The sequence below is a fragment of the Iningainema tapete BLCC-T55 genome (assembly GCF_014698965.1).
Lineage (GTDB): Bacteria > Cyanobacteriota > Cyanobacteriia > Cyanobacteriales > Nostocaceae > Iningainema > Iningainema tapete.
The window spans coordinates 137,568-156,663 of record NZ_JACXAE010000040.1 but is presented as its reverse complement, the minus strand read 5'-3'; the positions used below and the strand labels follow the sequence as shown (position 1 = coordinate 156,663).

At 39.5% G+C, this 19,096-nt stretch carries 14 protein-coding genes and 1 CRISPR repeat array; of the genes, 12 read left to right on the top strand and 2 right to left on the bottom strand.

Translation table 11 applies throughout. The features are described from left to right. Positions 1–167 precede the first annotated feature (167 nt). The 7 genes from ICL16_RS11205 to ICL16_RS11175 all read left to right on the top strand — a co-directional run bounded on the left by ICL16_RS11205 (position 168) and on the right by ICL16_RS11175 (position 8,140). Positions 168–1,343, top strand: coding sequence for an ATP-binding protein (locus tag ICL16_RS11205; RefSeq protein WP_190827393.1), 1,176 nt, complete (start codon positions 168–170; stop codon positions 1,341–1,343). A gap of 1 nt (position 1,344) precedes the next feature. After that, complete coding sequence (locus tag ICL16_RS11200; RefSeq protein WP_190827391.1) at positions 1,345–2,547, top strand: TniQ family protein; 1,203 nt, start codon at positions 1,345–1,347, stop codon at positions 2,545–2,547. Positions 2,548–2,676: 129 nt separating this feature from the next. Further along, positions 2,677–4,246: direct repeats of the CRISPR family, unit length 35 nt; unit sequence CTTTAAACTTCTTCGGAAGTTGAATTAATGGAAAC. Positions 4,247–5,515: 1,269 nt separating this feature from the next. Next, on the top strand, positions 5,516–6,601 hold the full coding sequence (cas1, locus tag ICL16_RS11195; RefSeq protein WP_190827389.1) for a CRISPR-associated endonuclease Cas1: 1,086 nt from the start codon (positions 5,516–5,518) through the stop codon (positions 6,599–6,601). Beyond that, positions 6,601–6,879: a CRISPR-associated endonuclease Cas2 gene (gene cas2, locus ICL16_RS11190; RefSeq protein WP_190827387.1), complete on the top strand. Its 279-nt coding sequence runs from the start codon at positions 6,601–6,603 to the stop codon at positions 6,877–6,879. The genes cas1 and cas2 overlap by 1 nt, the downstream gene beginning before the upstream one ends. Positions 6,880–7,047: 168 nt before the next feature. Beyond that, complete coding sequence (locus ICL16_RS11185) at positions 7,048–7,317, top strand: hypothetical protein (RefSeq protein WP_190827380.1); 270 nt, start codon at positions 7,048–7,050, stop codon at positions 7,315–7,317. A 95-nt stretch (positions 7,318–7,412) separates the two neighbouring features. Next, complete coding sequence (locus ICL16_RS11180) at positions 7,413–7,715, top strand: hypothetical protein (protein WP_190827378.1); 303 nt, start codon at positions 7,413–7,415, stop codon at positions 7,713–7,715. 233 nt (positions 7,716–7,948) lie between these two features. Further along, positions 7,949–8,140 carry a hypothetical protein gene (locus ICL16_RS11175; protein ID WP_190827376.1) on the top strand — a complete coding sequence of 64 codons (192 nt, stop codon included), beginning with the start codon at positions 7,949–7,951 and terminating at the stop codon, positions 8,138–8,140. Positions 8,141–8,264: 124 nt separating this feature from the next. Here ICL16_RS11175 and ICL16_RS11170 read toward each other — a convergent pair whose 3' ends face one another. Beyond that, positions 8,265–10,988 carry a tetratricopeptide repeat protein gene (locus ICL16_RS11170; RefSeq protein ID WP_190827374.1) on the bottom strand — a complete coding sequence of 908 codons (2,724 nt, stop codon included), beginning with the start codon at positions 10,986–10,988 and terminating at the stop codon, positions 8,265–8,267. 81 nt (positions 10,989–11,069) lie between these two features. After that, entirely contained in the window at positions 11,070–13,151 is a 2,082-nt protein-coding gene (locus ICL16_RS11165) for a WYL domain-containing protein (protein ID WP_190827372.1), read from the bottom strand. A gap of 422 nt (positions 13,152–13,573) precedes the next feature. On the opposite strand from ICL16_RS11165, the gene ICL16_RS11160 reads away from it, so the two are divergent. Genes ICL16_RS11160 through ICL16_RS11140 form a run of 5 tightly spaced genes read left to right on the top strand, consistent with a single transcriptional unit; the run spans position 13,574 to position 19,094 of the window. Next, positions 13,574–15,157 carry a Cas10/Cmr2 second palm domain-containing protein gene (locus tag ICL16_RS11160; protein ID WP_190827370.1) on the top strand — a complete coding sequence of 528 codons (1,584 nt, stop codon included), beginning with the start codon at positions 13,574–13,576 and terminating at the stop codon, positions 15,155–15,157. Then, complete coding sequence (locus tag ICL16_RS11155) at positions 15,142–16,182, top strand: type III-B CRISPR module-associated Cmr3 family protein (RefSeq protein WP_190827368.1); 1,041 nt, start codon at positions 15,142–15,144, stop codon at positions 16,180–16,182. The genes ICL16_RS11160 and ICL16_RS11155 overlap by 16 nt, the downstream gene beginning before the upstream one ends. Next, complete coding sequence (locus ICL16_RS11150; RefSeq protein WP_190827366.1) at positions 16,182–17,027, top strand: RAMP superfamily CRISPR-associated protein; 846 nt, start codon at positions 16,182–16,184, stop codon at positions 17,025–17,027. The genes ICL16_RS11155 and ICL16_RS11150 overlap by 1 nt, the downstream gene beginning before the upstream one ends. Next, positions 17,024–17,428, top strand: coding sequence for a hypothetical protein (locus ICL16_RS11145; protein ID WP_190827364.1), 405 nt, complete (start codon positions 17,024–17,026; stop codon positions 17,426–17,428). Before ICL16_RS11150 ends, ICL16_RS11145 begins: the two co-directional genes overlap by 4 nt. After that, positions 17,418–19,094 (top strand): hypothetical protein, encoded by a 1,677-nt coding sequence (locus ICL16_RS11140; protein WP_190827362.1) that lies wholly within the window; start codon positions 17,418–17,420, stop codon positions 19,092–19,094. The genes ICL16_RS11145 and ICL16_RS11140 overlap by 11 nt, the downstream gene beginning before the upstream one ends. Positions 19,095–19,096 lie beyond the last annotated feature (2 nt).

The window sequence follows — 19,096 nt, the reverse complement described above, 5'->3', positions numbered from 1 at the left end:
CTGCGTGACCTGGAAGCAAAAGAAATTTTATCTGTAATTAATCCAAGTCAAAATCATGAGTATTTTTCTCAAACCGGGGAGCTACTTATACTGACTATCAATACAGAAACAGCAGAAAAACAACAAAACTTAGTTGAAGAGATCAAACCTTATGAGGAGTTTTGGTAATGTATCCTACCGCGAAATTTCCTGTAGAACTATTAACAGCAACCAATGCTGAAAAACTGAACTACTTCAGTAATTTTACTATTGTACATAGACGATTAAAACAAGCATATGAAAAATTTATAGATGCGGTGAATAATCCAGGTGGAGCATCCTTAATTATTTTATTTGGTCCAACTGGTGTTGGTAAAACAACATTATTGCATCAAGTGGTAAAGGTATTAATTGAGCAAAATCAAGCGAACATGATGTTAGATAGCGCTCATATTCCTGTTGCAACTGTGGAAGCAAGGTCTCCAGATAATGGTTCTTTTGATTGGAAAGATTACTACAAAAGTGTTTTAATCGCGTTAGGAGAACCATTCACAGATTATAAAATTAAAACGGGAAGCAGCAGAGTATATGGTAGCGGCGCTCAACAAAAAACAGTCAAATTAAAACCAACATTAGCAGATTTAAGGGCTGACGTAGAGCAGATTATTAAACTGAGACAACTAGTCGTTTTTCTTGTCGATGAAGCTCAACGTTTTACAAAAATAGCATCTGGACGGCGGCAACAAGACCAAATGGATGCAATTCAATCAATGGCAAGCTTTACAGCTACTAGATCCGGTCTTTTTGGTACTTACGAACTATTACAATTCCGTAATTTAAGCGGGCAATTAAGCCGGAGAAGTATAGATATTCACTTTCCTCGCTATCAAAATCATACGAGTGAAGATATTACAGATTTTCAACGAGTACTAAAAAGTTTTGCTCTGGCGATGCCTTTGGAATCAACACCTGATTTTGAGAAGGATTGGGAGTATTTTTATGAGCGCAGTATTGGATGTGTTGGAATAGTAAAAGACTGGTTGACACAAGCTTATAGAAAAGCATTATCGGAAAATTCTACTTCTTTAAAATCCGAGTATTTAAATTATTATGCGCCTTCTGTATCGAAGTGTATGCAAATGTTAACAGAAGCGATTGAAGGTGAAAAAAGTCTAGTAGAAGACGAAGTAATGCTGGAAAAGTTACGTCAAAAGCTCGGAATGAAAAACCCAAATGGACATCACAATAATCCCAAATCCCCACCGGCTCAAAATTCCAACGTAAATAATACCGAAGCAGCAAGAAAAAAACGTTCTCAACCTGGAGAGCGAAAACCTTACCGAGACACCGTAGGGGGTGGATAACATGCATCATGAATATATTTTGAGTGAAAGCTGGCTTCGGGAAAGTTTATCGTTACCAAAACGTAGCCGTTTATATCCCTTAAAGCCATATGGTTTAGGAACTCCTTGGGTCGAAAGTTTGAGTAGTTACATAACACGTTTAGCTGCTATTCATCAAGTAGCAACTGGTGTTCTATTATCTCAAGAATTAGCTCCTTTTCTCAATAAATGCGATCGTGAGCAACGTTTATCAACAAAATATTATCAGACATTTTTTAGTCAAACTGGTGCCTGGAACGGAACCGGGATGATGGCAACTGAACCGATGTCAGTTTTACAAAAACTAACTCAGCAGCCATCTTTAAGATTTTTAACGTTGATAACTTGGTCATCTGTTTTATCAACAAAAAATTTACTCCGCCCACATAAAGCATGGTGTCCTTTATGCTACGAAGAATGGAATAAAAATACTCAGATTGTTCATGACCCACTCCTCTGGTGTATCTCGGCAATTACAACATGTTCGCGACACAAGCAAATATTATTAAATTTATGTCCTAATTGTGGAGAAATGATTTATGAGTTATCTTGGAATTCCAAAGTCGGTTTTTGTTGTCGATGTCACTACTGGCTAGGTAACAATTGTCGTGTTAACAATAATATAAATATAAAATTAGATGATTGGGAGTGGCAAAATTTTATTAATCAGCAAATTGGAAGTATTTTAGCCAATGCTCCTTACCTAATACAATTACCTTGCCTAGATAAATTAGCTAATGCTATCGACTTCTGTATTCAAACTTATGGACGTGGGAATGCTTCTTATTTTGCTGAACAAATGTTTTTAAGCCCCACGGTACCTTTAGATTGGCGTCAGGGTCGCACGCTTCCATCTCTGAATCTACTTTTACGTGTATGCTATCGACTATCAATTCCTTTAATTGATATTTTAACTGGTAATGTTAAAGTACTGGAGCCGCAAGCTTTGAAAGAGCTACCACTTTGTCAGCAACAGAGAAAAACTAACCGCCCATTTACTTTAAATACAGTACAACAGTTGTTAGAAAACGCACTAATTGAAGAACCACCGAAGTCTGTTATGGAAGTTGCTGCCGCTATTTCTTATCATAAAACCGAACTATACCGACACTTTCCCGATTTGTGCCGTCAAATAACTACACGTTACAAACTATACCGTTATCAATCTCAACGAGAACGTGTATAATATTTAATATGGTTCTCAACACTTATACTTTCTAGCCTATATGGAATCATAAAATTGCACAACCTTAGTGGAAGCATAAAATTGCAAAAATGCAAATTTATGATTCAAGTAACAGTACTTGTTGTAGTACTTTAAACTTCTTCGGAAGTTGAATTAATGGAAACTCAGCCTCCTTGTCAGGAGATCCCGACGTGCCTCCTTTAAACTTCTTCGGAAGTTGAATTAATGGAAACTTTTATAGAAGCCTACACAATAGATGTAGGCAAGTTTATCCTTTAAACTTCTTCGGAAGTTGAATTAATGGAAACTTGACCGTCTGGCCCTTTCATTAAAGTGACTATTAAACTTTAAACTTCTTCGGAAGTTGAATTAATGGAAACAAGTAGTCTTTTACATCCTCGATCAACTCATCATAATTCTTTAAACTTCTTCGGAAGTTGAATTAATGGAAACTAGCTTGTTAACGTCAATAACCGAATGGAAAGCGTCAACTTTAAACTTCTTCGGAAGTTGAATTAATGGAAACAATAAAACCGGGATCGGAAAGAATAGTCATGGAAACTTTAAACTTCTTCGGAAGTTGAATTAATGGAAACGTGACATGGATCCTGCGCGAGATGGCAAGGATCAGAAACACTTTAAACTTCTTCGGAAGTTGAATTAATGGAAACGTTCTATAAGGAACAGAGCGAGAAACAATTGTCAAAGACTTTAAACTTCTTCGGAAGTTGAATTAATGGAAACTTGCTTGTGTCAAACCCCAAGCATGCTCTTACTTGGCTAACGCTCTTTAAACTTCTTCGGAAGTTGAATTAATGGAAACTCGGTCACACAAATGTGTATCTCTTCTTATTTGTCTCTCTTTAAACTTCTTCGGAAGTTGAATTAATGGAAACTTTTGGTCGCGGGAGGTTTTACGGCTTCCGAAGCCGGCTTTAAACTTCTTCGGAAGTTGAATTAATGGAAACGAACAGGCACATTATGATAACCAGATAGAGCAGCACCGAACCTTTAAACTTCTTCGGAAGTTGAATTAATGGAAACGTCTCCATCAGGCACGGGATCGTGCCCGGTAAAAATCTTTAAACTTCTTCGGAAGTTGAATTAATGGAAACGAACCGTCGTTGTAGGTTTGTCCGACGACGTTGCCCGTGACAGCTTTAAACTTCTTCGGAAGTTGAATTAATGGAAACTCTTGGAGGTTTGTCCGTTGATCAAGTTATTATCAACTTTAAACTTCTTCGGAAGTTGAATTAATGGAAACAATTGCTTTCGCGAGATCGGTACCAGAGTCTGGCTCAGCTTTAAACTTCTTCGGAAGTTGAATTAATGGAAACTTGCTTGGGAGCGGCGAGCCCTGCACAATTTGCGTACTTTAAACTTCTTCGGAAGTTGAATTAATGGAAACCCAAACATACAAGAACGAAGACCAGGTGGATCATAACACTTTAAACTTCTTCGGAAGTTGAATTAATGGAAACTTTGTTTACAGCTTGCGTAACTAATGGGTCTATACTCTTTAAACTTCTTCGGAAGTTGAATTAATGGAAACTTTGTTGGCCCAAAAATAACCGTAAAGACCAATGAAGCTTTAAACTTCTTCGGAAGTTGAATTAATGGAAACGTTCAACCGAACCCTTTTGGGGGTCGGTTTATCAGGGACACTTTAAACTTCTTCGGAAGTTGAATTAATGGAAACTTTTTCGGTACTCTTCGATGAAAAGTTATGTTACTTTACCCATAAATTTGCACAGGCGAGAAGGATAAATTTGCACAACTATGTTACTTAAAAGATAAGATGGCAGAAATTAAAGAATAAAATGGCAGAGCCTGGAGAGCTAGAACGCTTATTTTCCCGTTGTACTTGATTTACAAGCGATGTCTTCTCCTTCGGAGACGCTGCGCGAACGACAACCCCTTCGGGGAACGCATTAAAATCTCTCAAATACACTTCCATCTTAGGTTTTTGACTACTGCCACTTTATGGTTTTAAAACTGCCACTTTTTACTTTAAGTTACAACTGCTGCCACTTTATGGTTTTAAAACTGCCACTTTTTACTTAAGTTACATGTCAACTCTAACAGCAGGCTATTGTTAACCCGACAATTGCCTAGTGTAAACCCGATAATTGCCTAATGTAAACTCAATAGTTAGCTATTGTAAACCCGACAGTTGCCTAATGTAAACTCAATAGTTAGCTATTGTAAACCCGATAATTGCCTAATGTAAACTCAATAGTTAGCTATTGTCAACCCAACATTCCCAAATCTTTGTTTGACAGTTAGCTATTGTCAACCTGACAGTTGTTTAGTGTTAACCTAACAGTTAGCTATTGTTAACCCAATAATTCCTGAATGTCTGCCCGACAATTGCCAGGTGTAAACCCTATAGTTACCAGGTGTAAACTCAATAGTTAGCTATTGTTAACCCGGTAGCTGACTATTGTAAACCCAACATTCCCAAATGTTTGTTTGACAGTTAGCTATTGTCAACCCGACAGTTGTTTAGTGTTAACTTAACAGTTGGCTATTGTTAACCCAACAATTTCCGAATGTCTGCCCGACAGTTGACTAGTACATCATGGCGGAAATAAAACTACCATTCAAAATGCCGCAAAAGCTGAAAATATAAGACTTTTGACTTTTGACTTTTGACTTTTGACTTTTGACTTTCGCGAAGCGGTGCTAGTGTAAACCCGACAGTTCTATCTTGAAAAGCAACTAAGTATAATTTTTTATAAGGCGATCGCCTTTTATACCAGCGATATCAGTTCCGCCTCTTGAGTAAGTTCAAGGAAAGAGTAGAAGAAATTTAAGTCATATACAAAGTCATATACACCTATCTTGTACGCATATAAGAACTCATATACCAGCTTGAGAACATAAAAGTATCAAGTCAAAAGTAAAAAGTTAAAAGAATGAAATTTAACTTCTTTTGACTTTTGACTTACTTCTCGTAGGTGAAAATATGACCACAATATACGTAACAGAACCGGATTCACATCTGCAAATCAAAAACCATCAATTACTTGTCTTCCACCAACACAAACTAGATTACCAACTACCAGTTAATCAGGTCAAGCAGATTATCTTATTTGGTTCGTCACATATTGAGCGCGAAGTTAGCTCTTTAGCAATATTTCGCCGCATCCCTATCTTGATGTTAGATAAAAATGGCGAATACATGGGGTGCTATTACCACCTCTCAAAACGCCAGCCCAAACAATTCAAACGCCACTTTGACGATGAATTTACCTTCGCCACTGCCCAGAGTATGATCCGGGCAAAGCTGCACAACTCCTGCATTGTTCTCCAGCAGTTGACTTCAAAATATGCTGCAGTGGTGGCTAAAAGCGTTTTTAGTATGATTTCGCTACAAACCGCACTGGACGTGATGAAGCTGTTGATAGACGATTTATCAATGGCGACTTCTGTTGCAGAACTGCGGGAGTACGAAATCATGGCAGCAACTTTATATTACCCTGCATTGGGTTCTTTTCTGCCTAAAGAATTCGACTTTCAGCAGCGTAGACAGCAATCACCTACTGACTCAATTAACACCTTAATGAACTTAGGTTATACCCTTTTGGGTCAAACTATTTATAATACAATGCTGCAATTTGGATTGCATACTGATTTTAGCCATCTCGACCATTTCTGCACCCATAATTCACCTATGGTATGTGATTTTATGGCAGAATTTCGTTCCCCATTGGTGGATGAATTAGTAGCAAATTTGGTAATTTCTCAAACTTTGACTCCTAATGATTTTACTTTACCAGATACCATCTCAGGAGGATATTTATACCCAAAAGTACTGAAGATTTTTCTCAAACATTGGGAGGAGAAGTTAGACACACAGATCATTCATCCATACGCGGGAAAGGTAAGTTATCGCCGCGCTTTAGAATTGCAAGTGCAGGAGTATATTGCTTGCTTGCACTCTGATGTTAAATTCTACCGTCCAATGCTTTTACCACTGAATACGCCTTCACTAGTAGTTCATACCACCGATAAGCAGAAAACAGAACAACTAATGCTAGTAAAGCGGTAATGTTCTATCTCATTTGCTATGACATTGTAAGCGATCGCCGCCGCTACAAAATTTCTAAATTACTAGAAGCTTACGGCTTGCGAGTGCAAAAGTCAGTCTTTGAGTGCGTGCTAGACGATAAACAATACGAACATCTCTCAAAACGTTTACTCAAGCTGCTAAACAAACGACAAGACCAAATTCGATTTTATCCCTTATCTGCTCACTGTCGGTGCAAAGTCGTGGTGATAGGGATGCAGCCTGAGTTTGTAGTGGATGACGCAGCGTTTATCATCTAATCAAATTGGCATTTTCACCCTATTAAGTATACCAAAATGACTGCACCTGAAAAAGTGCAATTGCGCAGGCAGCGTCCTTGCGGGCGCTCGCCACCACCTAATTAGAAATTCCACGCTTCGGTTGGGGTGGGGTTTGTCTTGCTCTATCGGATGGTAAGGAACTGTTGAATGCAGCCTCAATTTTTTAAGTTCCATCTCATCTTTACGCCAAAAGTCAAACAACAACTTGACTCTCTATCACCTAAAGACCGTAAGCAATACGACAAAGCTTTCCAGATTTTATCAAAATCTGGACCTGCCTATAGAAGTTTAAGAACTCATCGTTATAAACATTTTGACTGTGATACTTGGGGTTCTTCAGCTTCTATGTCTAAAAGGTTCTATTGGCATTATGTGGAGGTACAAAACATCTTAGTGACAAATTTAGATTCTCATTAACAAACTTCCTTTCTCGTTCCTTGTCTAAAACAAGGAATGAGAAAGAATCATTCGGATGAACACAGCGTGAGTTAATGATTTAGAGAGGTTTGATTATGCCTAATCCTCGTCCTTTACAAACGCGAGAACTACACCTAATCTCACTCTATAGTAATTGGGAATTCGGCATGACACCACAACTATTCTATGCAAAATGGGCTGTCAGTTATGAACAAATTGCCTTTATTTGTTCTCGTTCTGATTCTACAGTAAAGGGCTGGTTTAAAACAAGTAGTAACAAACGATATCCCACCCGTAATGATTTACGCCACCTAGCATTGATGGATTTTTTGTTAGAGCATTTTGAGGAAATACCCGAACAGCTTTGGCGCTTGCTGTGTCAAGGTAATTCTGAGTAATACCATTTCACAAAAAATTTGATACAAATACAGACGGTGTAGAGACGCGAAATTTCGCGTCTCTACAGGGTTTAAATGTATCACGATTAACGTGAAATGGTATAAACACAAAAATATTAAATTGTCAATATCTACTAGACCTGTCTTTATAAATGCCTCCTCAACTAAGGTAATGATAGGCAATTTCAAAGCGCATTACAAAATTAATCAGTAACGCTTGTAAGGAGGCTAAATTGACTTACTGTAAGCAATTGCACCCGTGGTGCATTATTCGCACTTTGGACAACAAAGAGAGAATTGTTGTGGCACGATTTCGTCGTCGTGATGATGCGGTTGCTTATTTGTCAGTCTTACGACAGCAAGTCAAAAATGTCAAATTTCTGATATTTTTTGACAACCAAACCAAGCGTAAGCCTGATGAATGACGCTTTTAGCTTATGACTTCATTAGAAGTCGAATTAATGGAAACGTCTGCATTTTAATAACTTCTCTCATTCATCTCCAGCTAGCAAGTTTCTGTAGCTGGAGATTTTTTACTGATTAAATTTACTATCCCAAAAGTTCTTTGAGATATTCTCTCTCTCGTAGAGCATCAATGGAAGCAGGAGCAATTTCTAGACAGCGAGAAAACGCCTTATCAGCAGCAATCCACCTCAATAATGCATCCTGAATTTGAGATAAACTGGCGTATAAATCACCTAACTTTTTAAGTACCAGTCCTTGATTGTAGTGAGCATCGATAGAATCAGGGGCAAGGTGCAATGCTTGGTTGTAAAGTGCGATCGCACTTTCGTAACTCTCTCTAGCCAAATCCACTTGAGATTGCAAAAATTGCCAATCACCCAGACTGTGCAGTGTCCTGCCCTTATCATTATAAGCATATATATAGTTTGGCGCTAAACAAAGAGCTTGGTCAAAAGCTGAAAGCGCATCCTGGTAACTTGAGTAAGCATCATCGTACTGGAATAAAGCCAAGTGCAATTCAGCTAGTCCTTTTTTGGCTTTGCCTTGATTGTGATGGGCATAAACAGAGTTAGAATCGATTAACAAAACTTGTTGTGATACTGCCAGTGCTTGCTGGTAACTTTGCCAAGCCTCCTGATATTGACGAAGCGAAAACAGTAGCTCTGCCAAACTAAGACTGGTGTTTACCTTGTTGTTGAGAACATTGGTATCATCAGGACACAGACGTAAAGCTTCCTCATAAACTGCAAGTGCTTGCTGATAACTTTGCAACGCTTGATAGTGTTGAGACAATTTGCTTTGCAACTCCCCTAGTCTTTTCAAAGTTATCCCCCGATACTTGTGTATCAAGAAATCATCAACAGCCAAGCTCAAAGCTGCATTTGAAGTATCTAAAGCTTGGTTGTAACTCTCCAACGCCGCCTGATATTCACATAACCTAGAATATAATTGACCCAACCGCGCTAGTGCAATTACCTTTTCCTTATACGAATCAACGCAATCAGGAGACATTTGTAGACTGCGGTTAAAAGCAGCAACTGCACTTTGACATTGTTGCAATGCCTCATCATATCGCGCCAAACGTCCAAAATAATGACCTTCTACTTCTGCCACCTTACCTAAATGAAAGTCACTACCAATAATTAATTCATTTCTCACCTCTAGCAACTGACGGCATAGATGGTACTGACTCAAACGTAAGGCAGTTTCCATCACATCCACCCATTCATTCACACCAGCTTCCCAGTCTAAACGATTGGCGTGATAAATTGCCTCTGCTATTTCTTGCCGTTGTCGGTAGTGCTGAGCTAACACTCTATGGGCGTTACAAGTGGTAAGATTGCCCCTTTCATAGTCCAAACGGCGGAGTAAATTGTGAATGCTATACCAATTTTCTCCCCGCTGTTTGTCTTGCCACACGAAAGAAAAGCGGATGAGAATGCGAAACACTGGTGCGGTAGCATGGAAGTAGAGAGTTTGACCAAGTTTCAGGAAAAGCTGTAGATCAAAAGTGCGACAAGCACTCAAAGCGTGAACTGCTTCTCTTGTATCAGCATCAACATACCGCAACAAACGATCAATTAATTCTCTAGACTTGTTGGCAGTTTCTGGAATACTGGCAAAGTCCGCAGCATTAATGGTTATATTGTGCTTTGCCGCAGCTAACATTACATCGACACACAAGCCCAGGTAAAATGGATGCACGCGATCGCTCTCCACGCTAGCATAATTAATTAAAGATTCTGCTAGAGCCACATCGCTAATTCCAGCATTATGCAAATATACACTTGCTTCAGCAGTAGTTAGTTCCCTAACAAGTTGCTTATCAAGGTATTTCTGAGCAATAGGAAACTTTGGTGCTTCATCCCAGCGGGGTTCTTCTCGCCCCGCCACCACCACTACAATTCCTAATTGTAAATCTAACGCTCTAAGTAAACGTCGCAGCCATTCATCTTGGTAGAAAAATTTTTCCTCTGGTAGAGAATGCTGAGAACCCCAAAATGCCTCGTGAGTGTCGAAAAACAGCACGATTCGTTCTGGTGCATTCTCCCCTTTCATTGCTATATTCAAATCTTGGGCAAACCAGCGGGGTAATTCATCAATTAACTCAGTGTCTAACGCCATGCTCTGCAGTTGCTGGAACCACTGTTCGTCCAATCCTCGTTTATTCCAAGCAATCATCAATGAATCACTCAGATGCTTCGCCAGACTTTGCACTACAAGTCGCACTAAGCTTCCCCAAATACTTTGACTAACAGCATCGAACAAAGTGCTGATTAATTCTACTTCTTCCGAGGGAAAAAGTTTTTGAATTTCTTCCCGTGAATTACCTTTTCTGTACAAATACCAAAAGCAGGCAAAGTCATAGAGGGGAAATTGTAATCTGTAGCCCGATTTTGACGCTGATGTTGCTATATCGCGTCGCAACATCAGTAACCCATAAAACTGATCCTGCGGTTGGTTTTCTCCTCTTGGTTGTTGTCCGAAATCCAAAAGTACGGAAGGAACTGGCACACTATTCCAGTCATTCGCTTTCTGGATTTCAATCACAATATCATCGGGGTGAGATTTTAATTTAGTCCAAGTAGGTGCATTAAAGCGCTGACAACATTTCTCTTGCAAGAATTTTAGTAATAAAGACTTACCATTTCCTCCATCTCCATAAAAGTACAAAATGGTTGGTATAAATTCACTATCATTGAGGTATGCTGCAAATAAGCGGCGTAGTTCCAATCTGCCAGTGAATAATTCTATTTGGCGACTTTCTGGTTGAGATTCCCAGTAGAAATCGTTGTCGTCAATAGTCATGTTTGTTCAGTATAGAGTAAACTATTATAGCAGTGAATTTTCTGTATAATTTTATCTTATAGACTCAATTGTTTTTACTTTTTACTCCCCATAAACATCTACAATATCCTTACCAATTCTCTTAACTTTCTCTATTAACTCAAAAGGTTGCACTACTTTGACATTTCCTCCAAAACCAACAATCCACCGCAGAAATTCCACATCACCTAATGACCATTTAGGTAATATTACCTGAAAGCGATTACCAAACTGCTTATCCTCTGTCCTAGATAAACAAAAAATCTTTTTGGGAGTTCTGAACAGAGTACTTTGCACAGGCGGAGACATCTTCATCTGATTCGGTGGAAATCTTTTCGTACCCTCACTAATAAATTTGAACATGGTATCATTGAACCACAGTTCAACTGTCATACAAACTTGAGAACGTTCTTGTTTATCCTTGCTGAGAAACTGACGCTGGTCACTAGTATTATAACCTAAAAAAATTCCCGTACTTGCTGTAAAAAGTTTCTGCAACTTATGCAAAGACTTTTCTTGTTCTTCCTTACTTTGCACCCTTTTTTGCTGTTGACCAATAAATAGTCTATCTAAACGTTCAAATCTAAACAACCCTGAATACTTCCCGCTTTCACACTCAAATCCTAAATACCAAGCCGAGTTACAAAACACGATTTGCAAGGGAAATGCTAAAAAGAACCCTTCCTCATCAAGAGTGAATTTAGCACTGCCAGAAAAGCGATTGAATTCCAATAATTGTCTGTTGGCTATTGCTTCCTCCAACTGCTGTAAATTATTTGAAAGGGCATCTTGAGGAAGAAACTCAGGATCAACCATACAGCGATTCGCGATCGCTCGCACCGGATACACGTTACTTACTCCTAATTTACTCCGTGTCATCCGCTCGGTAAATGTCTCATAAATATCTAATGCTACTGGATCATTGAGACTTTTTGCCTGCGACTGGAGAACGTCAAAAACTTTTAGTAGTTCTTGTTGTGTCAAAATCGCCGTTCCCATAAAGTAGCCATCCCGTAGCGGAAAGTTAGGCAATATTTTATACGGCTTGAGAACTTTTTCAATATCCTTGCGCACAGTATCCAAGCCATCACCCTGAATAATCCCATTTTCTAACAAAGCAGTAACCAGAGTTTTCAGACTTCCCGAACCAGAATTTTGTAAAAATGGATGATGCAGAATAAACCGAATTACCTGCACTAGGCGTTGGAAAGTGTCTAAGTCGGAATAGGCGTGCGTACAAGTAAAAGGTAAAATTTCTTTTGACGTTTGAGTTTCGACTTTTAGCTTTTGATTGTAAGCTATAGTTCCGACACCAATAAAACCGTTTTGTTCTAACCAGTTTAAATCAGATGCGATCGCATCTCGATCTGCATATATTCCTCCGCACAACTTACCCATGATAGCGGTAACTTCCTCTACAGCACAAGCAAACTGGGGAACTGTGCCAAAAATACTTTCGATTAGACTAGGGTTATTAAATTGCAAATTTCCAATTCCCGGATAGTGAATAATCAGGGAAATCAGGTGCATCAAACGTTCAAAGTCTCGCAGTTTGCTGTAGGAATGTAAAGTAATATGACGATGTAAGGTACGGTTAGTGCGGTTAATAACGCTACGGGAAAGGCGTTTGATTTGAGTTTGGATTTGTTGAATGTCAAATTGTGGAGAGGTGACATCAATTTCTTTTACCGCTGCAAATCCTTCTGCTGGTATTGGTGGGAAGTCTTGCAGGGATTTGGACATCTTCTCAATGATGTTGTCGGGAACTATCCTGGTTCGGTTTTGGTTCCAAGTAAAGCATGTTTCTATAGGGGTTTGCAAGTGCCACGCCATCCATTGCACTTCATCTTCAACCCCTTTTGAATTCAGCTTCATCAGCAAATCCATTCGCCACACACGTTTGGCATTAGTAGCATCATAGATGACGGAATAACCACAAGCGATCGCATCTCTTATTTGTGCGAGCGCAATTTCTTCTATCTGACTCCACTCACCTTGAATAGCTGCATCGCCATATAAAGATGAACGAATTTCATCAGTAGAGACGATGCGATAATTACCTAGTGTAGCTAGGAGTACGGCAAAGGTAGATTTACCGCTACCGGGGACACCAATTAAGAAGTGGCAGATTCGAGGAGTGGACATTAGGCGGTGGTAGTGTCAGGATGTCTTGATTCTAGAATTACCCTGCTTTCTAGTCTAGTAAGTTCATGCGAACGAGAAAGTTGATGGGTGATTGAAATGCCAAATTTCGTCATTCGCATGGTAACTCATTTACATTCTTGTCCTTTAAGGCAAGATAAAAACAACTGCTTCTGTAATGTCATACCATAACTTGTAGCATATTTATCTCTATGCAACAGGTTTCAAGTTAGCGCTGGGATGCCGTTTCGCATAGAGACAATCTTTTTGTGTAAAACACATACAAGACTACTGATATGTTTTTTCTCTAGAAAGATCCGGAAAGCAAGTCTAAACTAACGAATATCTGACTATAAGCCTACTCAGTAAAAATACTTAATTATCAAAAATTATTCTACTCAGTAAACCCTTAATATACAGTGACTATGCCTAAATACACAGCTATTACTTTTTCACCAGTCCAAGGGTTTATCGAGAAATCCCGTAAACTTAGAGATTTATATGGAGCATCGCAGCTTCTCTCTCATCTTAGTAGAGAACTAGTTGAAGCTGCCCTTAAATCTAAAGTTGAAGTTATTTCTCCAGGACTTATTGAGGTAGAAAAGGGTATGCCTAACCGCATTCTTCTTAATGGGGAATTTAGCGAAGAACAAACTAGAAAAGCCCTGTTAGAAGCCTGGAAAAATGTCTTAGATGTCTGTCGCGTTTGGGTGGAAGATAATTTGCGTGAGTTTCGTCCCTACCACTGGGATAGAGAATGGAGAAACTGGGTTAATTACAGCTGGGAAATCTTTTGGGGGCAAGGGAATTCTATACCAGAAGCAATGCAGGATTTAGAAACCCTTAAACTTTCTCGTGATTGGATAGCAATTAACTGGATTGGGGAAAGTTCTAGCCTCACGGGTACGGATGCGATCGCTTGGCCTGGATTAGGTGCGGAAACTCGCAATCCTCAATATATAAAGTATAGTGATGAAAAGCTATACATGGAAAAATTTTATGAACAACTTGCCGGAATTATAGAAAATTCTGAGGAGCCGAAACCTGAAGGTAAATTTATCGCCCTTAATGAAAAACTAAGTATCCCTGAGTTAGTTAAACGTCTTGTTACTTTACCAAAAATAGCTGGAAGAATCGGTATACAAGAACCTTTAGAAGAAGGTTTTAGAGAAATTGAACGCAAACCAACCAAAGATACACCTGGACAATGGACAGGTTGGTTTATGGGAGATGGGGATAGAGTTGGCAAGCACCTTAAAGAAGTTGCCCAGACACAAGGGGATGAAGGTATTAAAAACTTTACTCACGCCATGCGGAGTTGGGGAAAAGATTTTTCTGATAACTTCCCCAAGGATAAAGGACGAGTCATTTATGCTGGCGGTGATGATTTTCTCGGTGTTATTTACAGCAATAATCCTGCAAAACCCATTTCACCTTTAACCGCATTTGAATGGTTAATGACTTTGCCAAAGCAATGGGAAAAGCATAAGCAGGATATTACCCTAAGTGTTGGTTGTGTCTGGGTAGCTGGTAGTGTTCCCCAACGGGATGTGCTTCAGCATTGCCGAGACGCGGAGAAACGGTCAAAATTGTTAGATCGGAACAGAGTAACAATTAGAGTAGTATTTAATAGCGGACAATACTTACAATGGACTTGTCCTTGGAACTATTTGCATATAGTGAAAAAATATTGCGATCGCGATGGTAAAACCTACGCAAAATGGGAGTGCAGTGGTAGAGATCCAAATCAGAAGCCAAACTGGAGTCATGTTTATAATGACTTAGCGCAACTCAAAGCTCGTCATGCTATCAACTTTGATACCGATGAAGATGTAGACGAAAGGCTAGCTTTGGCTCTCTTTAATATTTACTTTAATGACAAAGCATATTTAGAGGATAACTGCGAATACATTGTTGGAAAATACTCTTCTAAAGATCTACCCAAGCAACTCATTCGTTGGATTAATGACTTAATTAATGTAGGTTGGCAGCTATGTTCCAATACTTAATTATTATCAATCCTTTAGGTTTCATGTATGGTAGTGCAGGAGCCTTCCTTTCACCAGAGAACCTTGTGGGACGTTCTGGTGCAAAATTTCCTCCGGATGCTGCCACCCTATCTGGATTGTTTTTTAGTGCTAATAAAGTCAAGCGATTCATAGAGCATGAAAAACTGAGAGAAAATCTTTATGTCGCTGGTCCATTTTGGGCAGAATGCGATGATCCAGAATACTTTTATATACCTATTCCCTGGAGCAAGATTATCACTGAAGAGGTCAAAAAGTTAGATGAATGGAGTATTAAAGATAGTAAATGGTATCGTTCTCCTGAAACTGAAGAATTTAAGCCAGATTATCGCTGGCAAAAGGTGAATTCTTGGGAAAATACGCCAGATGAAATTAGAGATAATAAAGACGCAGCAAAAGATCCTTGGAAATACATACCTATCTTGCATCCCAAGATGAAAGACGACGAGCGCCATGTCCAAGAAGAAGACGGCTTGTTCCTAGAAAACTCAGTGCAGATGAGTTTCCATAAACTGGATAAAAGGCGTAAAGATACCTGTTTAGTTTATTTGTCAACACATGCGCTACCTGAGGGTTGGTATCGCTTCGGCGGCGAAAATCATCTAGTCGAAATTAGCAGTATGGAGCTTCCTGAAGACAGTCCCATACTAAAACTTTTGGGTCATAAAAAGAAAATTGAGCGTACTTTTGCCTTAATTACACCAGGAGTTTGGGGTTCCACCCGCTTTTCCTACCGCTATCCACAGCACCCAACTTTTCCCAAACCCACACATATCCTTACCGACCGACCTTCACCCTATCGCTACCGTGCAGGAGATGGCAAAGGACGCGGTCGTTTGGGACGGGGACGCTATGCTGTTCCTGCTGGTAGCGTCTACGTTCTCGACCAACCCTTAAACAAATCTTGGTGGGAGTGGGATGAGCAATGGTTTCCTAATGAAGGATACAGCCTCAAAAAAGTAGGATGCGGTCTGTGTCTACCAATAAAGATCGAAGGAGTTACCTAATGTATAACAAAGCTTACGGTATTATCAAAACCCTTGCCCCCCTTCATGTGGGAGCAACAGCGGGAGAAGAAAGTGGCAATTTAAACTTAATTTTCCGCGACCAATTTACTCAAACTGGCATTATACCTGGCAGTTCCATTCGGGGTCGTTTGCGAGCAGAGATGCGTCGCCAACAAGGAGAAACTCTGGCAAACAAATGGTACGGTGATGATGCAAAATCAGAACTTTCAGACAGTACCAGCGAGTCTCTTGTCAAACTTGAATACGCCTCTATTGTCTGGTTGCCAGTATTCTGTCCAGGTCAACCAATTGTTTGGGTAAGCTGTCCTCGCTTACTCAAACGTTACCAAAGACTGGCAGGAGATTTTATTAAGTTAGAAGATAATACGTTACTCAGAAAAGCGAAACCCCCTGCCGAATACACTAAGTCACAAACATTAAATGCTTTGGGAATAAACGGGGAAGAAAAGCTATTTTTCAACTTTGGCTTTTTAACCATTGAACATACTGCTGATTTATCCCCTTGGTTTCCTTTAGGAGAAGAACTGCCAGCAGTGGTAGTAAAAGACGATGAAATTGCCATGATACATGATATGGCATTGTATCGTCAAAGTCGAGTGGCATTGGAGAAAGACCAGAAAAAGGTGGCTGACAAGGCGTTTTTTAATACTGAAGCATTGCCAGAAGAAACTATTTTAGCATTTCCCATTGCTCTCAAGGATGATAAAGAAAACAAGAAATGGCAACCATTTAATGGAGATGAAACTACAGATATTTATCTGGGAGGACTTGAATCTATTGGTTTTGGACACTGCCAGTTAACATTTAAGGGGATATCAGTATGAGTTGGGAATCTTATAGTTTAGACCAACAAGCTCACGATTTAGTCATCAAATACTGCAACCAAAAAGAGGCACTTAATCAAGCTTATAAAATGCGTATTACTGTAGCATATGGCTTAGAGCGTTTCTGGGGAGAACAGCTACGCTTAGAGGGGGCAAAATCCCAATATTGGCGAGATACTTGGACAGCCCTAGTAAATATTATGGCGAGATCTGGTATTGAGATCCCTAACGATGATGTTAGCAGAGATAACACTCCAGCCATTAAAGATATGGCAGACAAACTATGGAGTTTCCCTCAAGATCAGCGCAAAGTTTCTTTAGCTGTCCTAACTCAACTATGTGACAGCATCGTTTGGTGGACTCAGCGTTATAAAAAATCTGGAGGTGGAGATGACGAGTGATCGAGTTCCCCTAATGTTTCAGGCACAAATAGAGGGGCGGGGGCAAATTCAGTATATCGGAGATTCAGATAAGGCTTATCAATGGGTTGACCAATGGATTAAAGGTACTTCTAGCCAACAAGTGCCTCAATTTGACCCCAATGTAAAAACTGATAAGTACAAAATCACCTGGCGAGTTGTTTCTAATAGTGGACAAGATGAGGGAGTCATTCGACCTATTATTGGTGCAAAGGGTTTTCCTTTTTACCCTGGTGCTAGTATGAAAGGAGCATTTTTGAGAGCTTGTACTGAAGAAGAAGCCCTTAAGTATTGTGGTGGAAAACTATCTAAAAATGTTACTCAACCAGGCATTTTGCGCTTCCACGGCGGGTATCCTAAAGATTGGAATAACTGGACTCAAAAGCCACTAGTGGATGTTGTTCACCCTCAGGAAGATTGGCAAGTTAAAGATAATAGCAAGCACAGCGCTTTTATTCAGATATCTTTGTATCAACCCATATTAGTATTTGGCATTTCCAGCATTGTAGAACTGAGTAAAGATGAATGGGATACTATTTGGAATATTTGGAAAAGAGCGATGGAGCGTGGTATCGGTTCTAGAACTAGTGCTGGCTATGGTCAAACTACTAAAAATCACGGTGAAAGTAATTTACTGAGTGTTTATCTTCAAGGTCAAGGTTTGGCATCTCTATTACCTAATAAAATAGGCGATCGCCCTAAAGGGGAATTTCGCCCAAATATGTTTAAAGCCGCGCTGCGGGGTCATACTTTACGTCTCTTTAGTGGTGTAACCGATCAAAAGACGGCTGAGGAATTAACAAAACAACTATGGGGAGGTATTAAAGGGGAAGGTGATGCAAAAGGTTCTACTGTGGGACTTTTTGGTATTGCATTTACTTTTACTCCTGACAATCTAGATATAGGTAGCTATGAATTCAGAAATAATTCAATGCCAACCTATGAATTAATAAATGGTACTCTCAATCTTCTCTGTATGCAAAGAGTTCCAGATAAACAGAGAAACTATTTGCGTTCATTGGCAACTCAACTGGTAAAGTTTTCCCTACTTATTGGTGGCTTTGGTAAATCTTGGCGACGAGTTGACCATAAGCTTTTCTTCGAGCATTACCTAGATGGTAATGACAACCCCATGATAGGGTGTCACTGGCAGTTTACTATAAAATCCAAGCGTTTATACGTTCCCGTCAATGACCTGAGTGACATTACAACTTTCCTAAATAATCTTCGCAATAATATTTTACTTCCCTGGCTTAAATTAAAGAAGAAAACTCAGAGTAATACAACCAGTGATTGGCGTGAAGCATGGCATCCTAAAAAGGTTCAAGTGTGGGGTCGAATTGCTATAAATCAGCAAGATAGTAAAGCGGTTAGATGGTTTCATAGTTTCTATATAGGAACTAAGTCAATTAAAGAAACAGATTTAACAGGTAGAATAGCTCGGCAAGGTCTTCCTACACAAATTGGTCGCATTTGGCATCGGATGTATCCACACTACATTACAACCGCAATAGGTGATCTACAAGCGACAGGGAAGTATGTAGAACTGTTGACCATTTTTCCTGATAATTCTGATACGACTAAAGAGTTTCTTGATTTTTTACTTGGTAACAATAGTGGATTTACAAAACTTTGGGGAGAAGAATAACT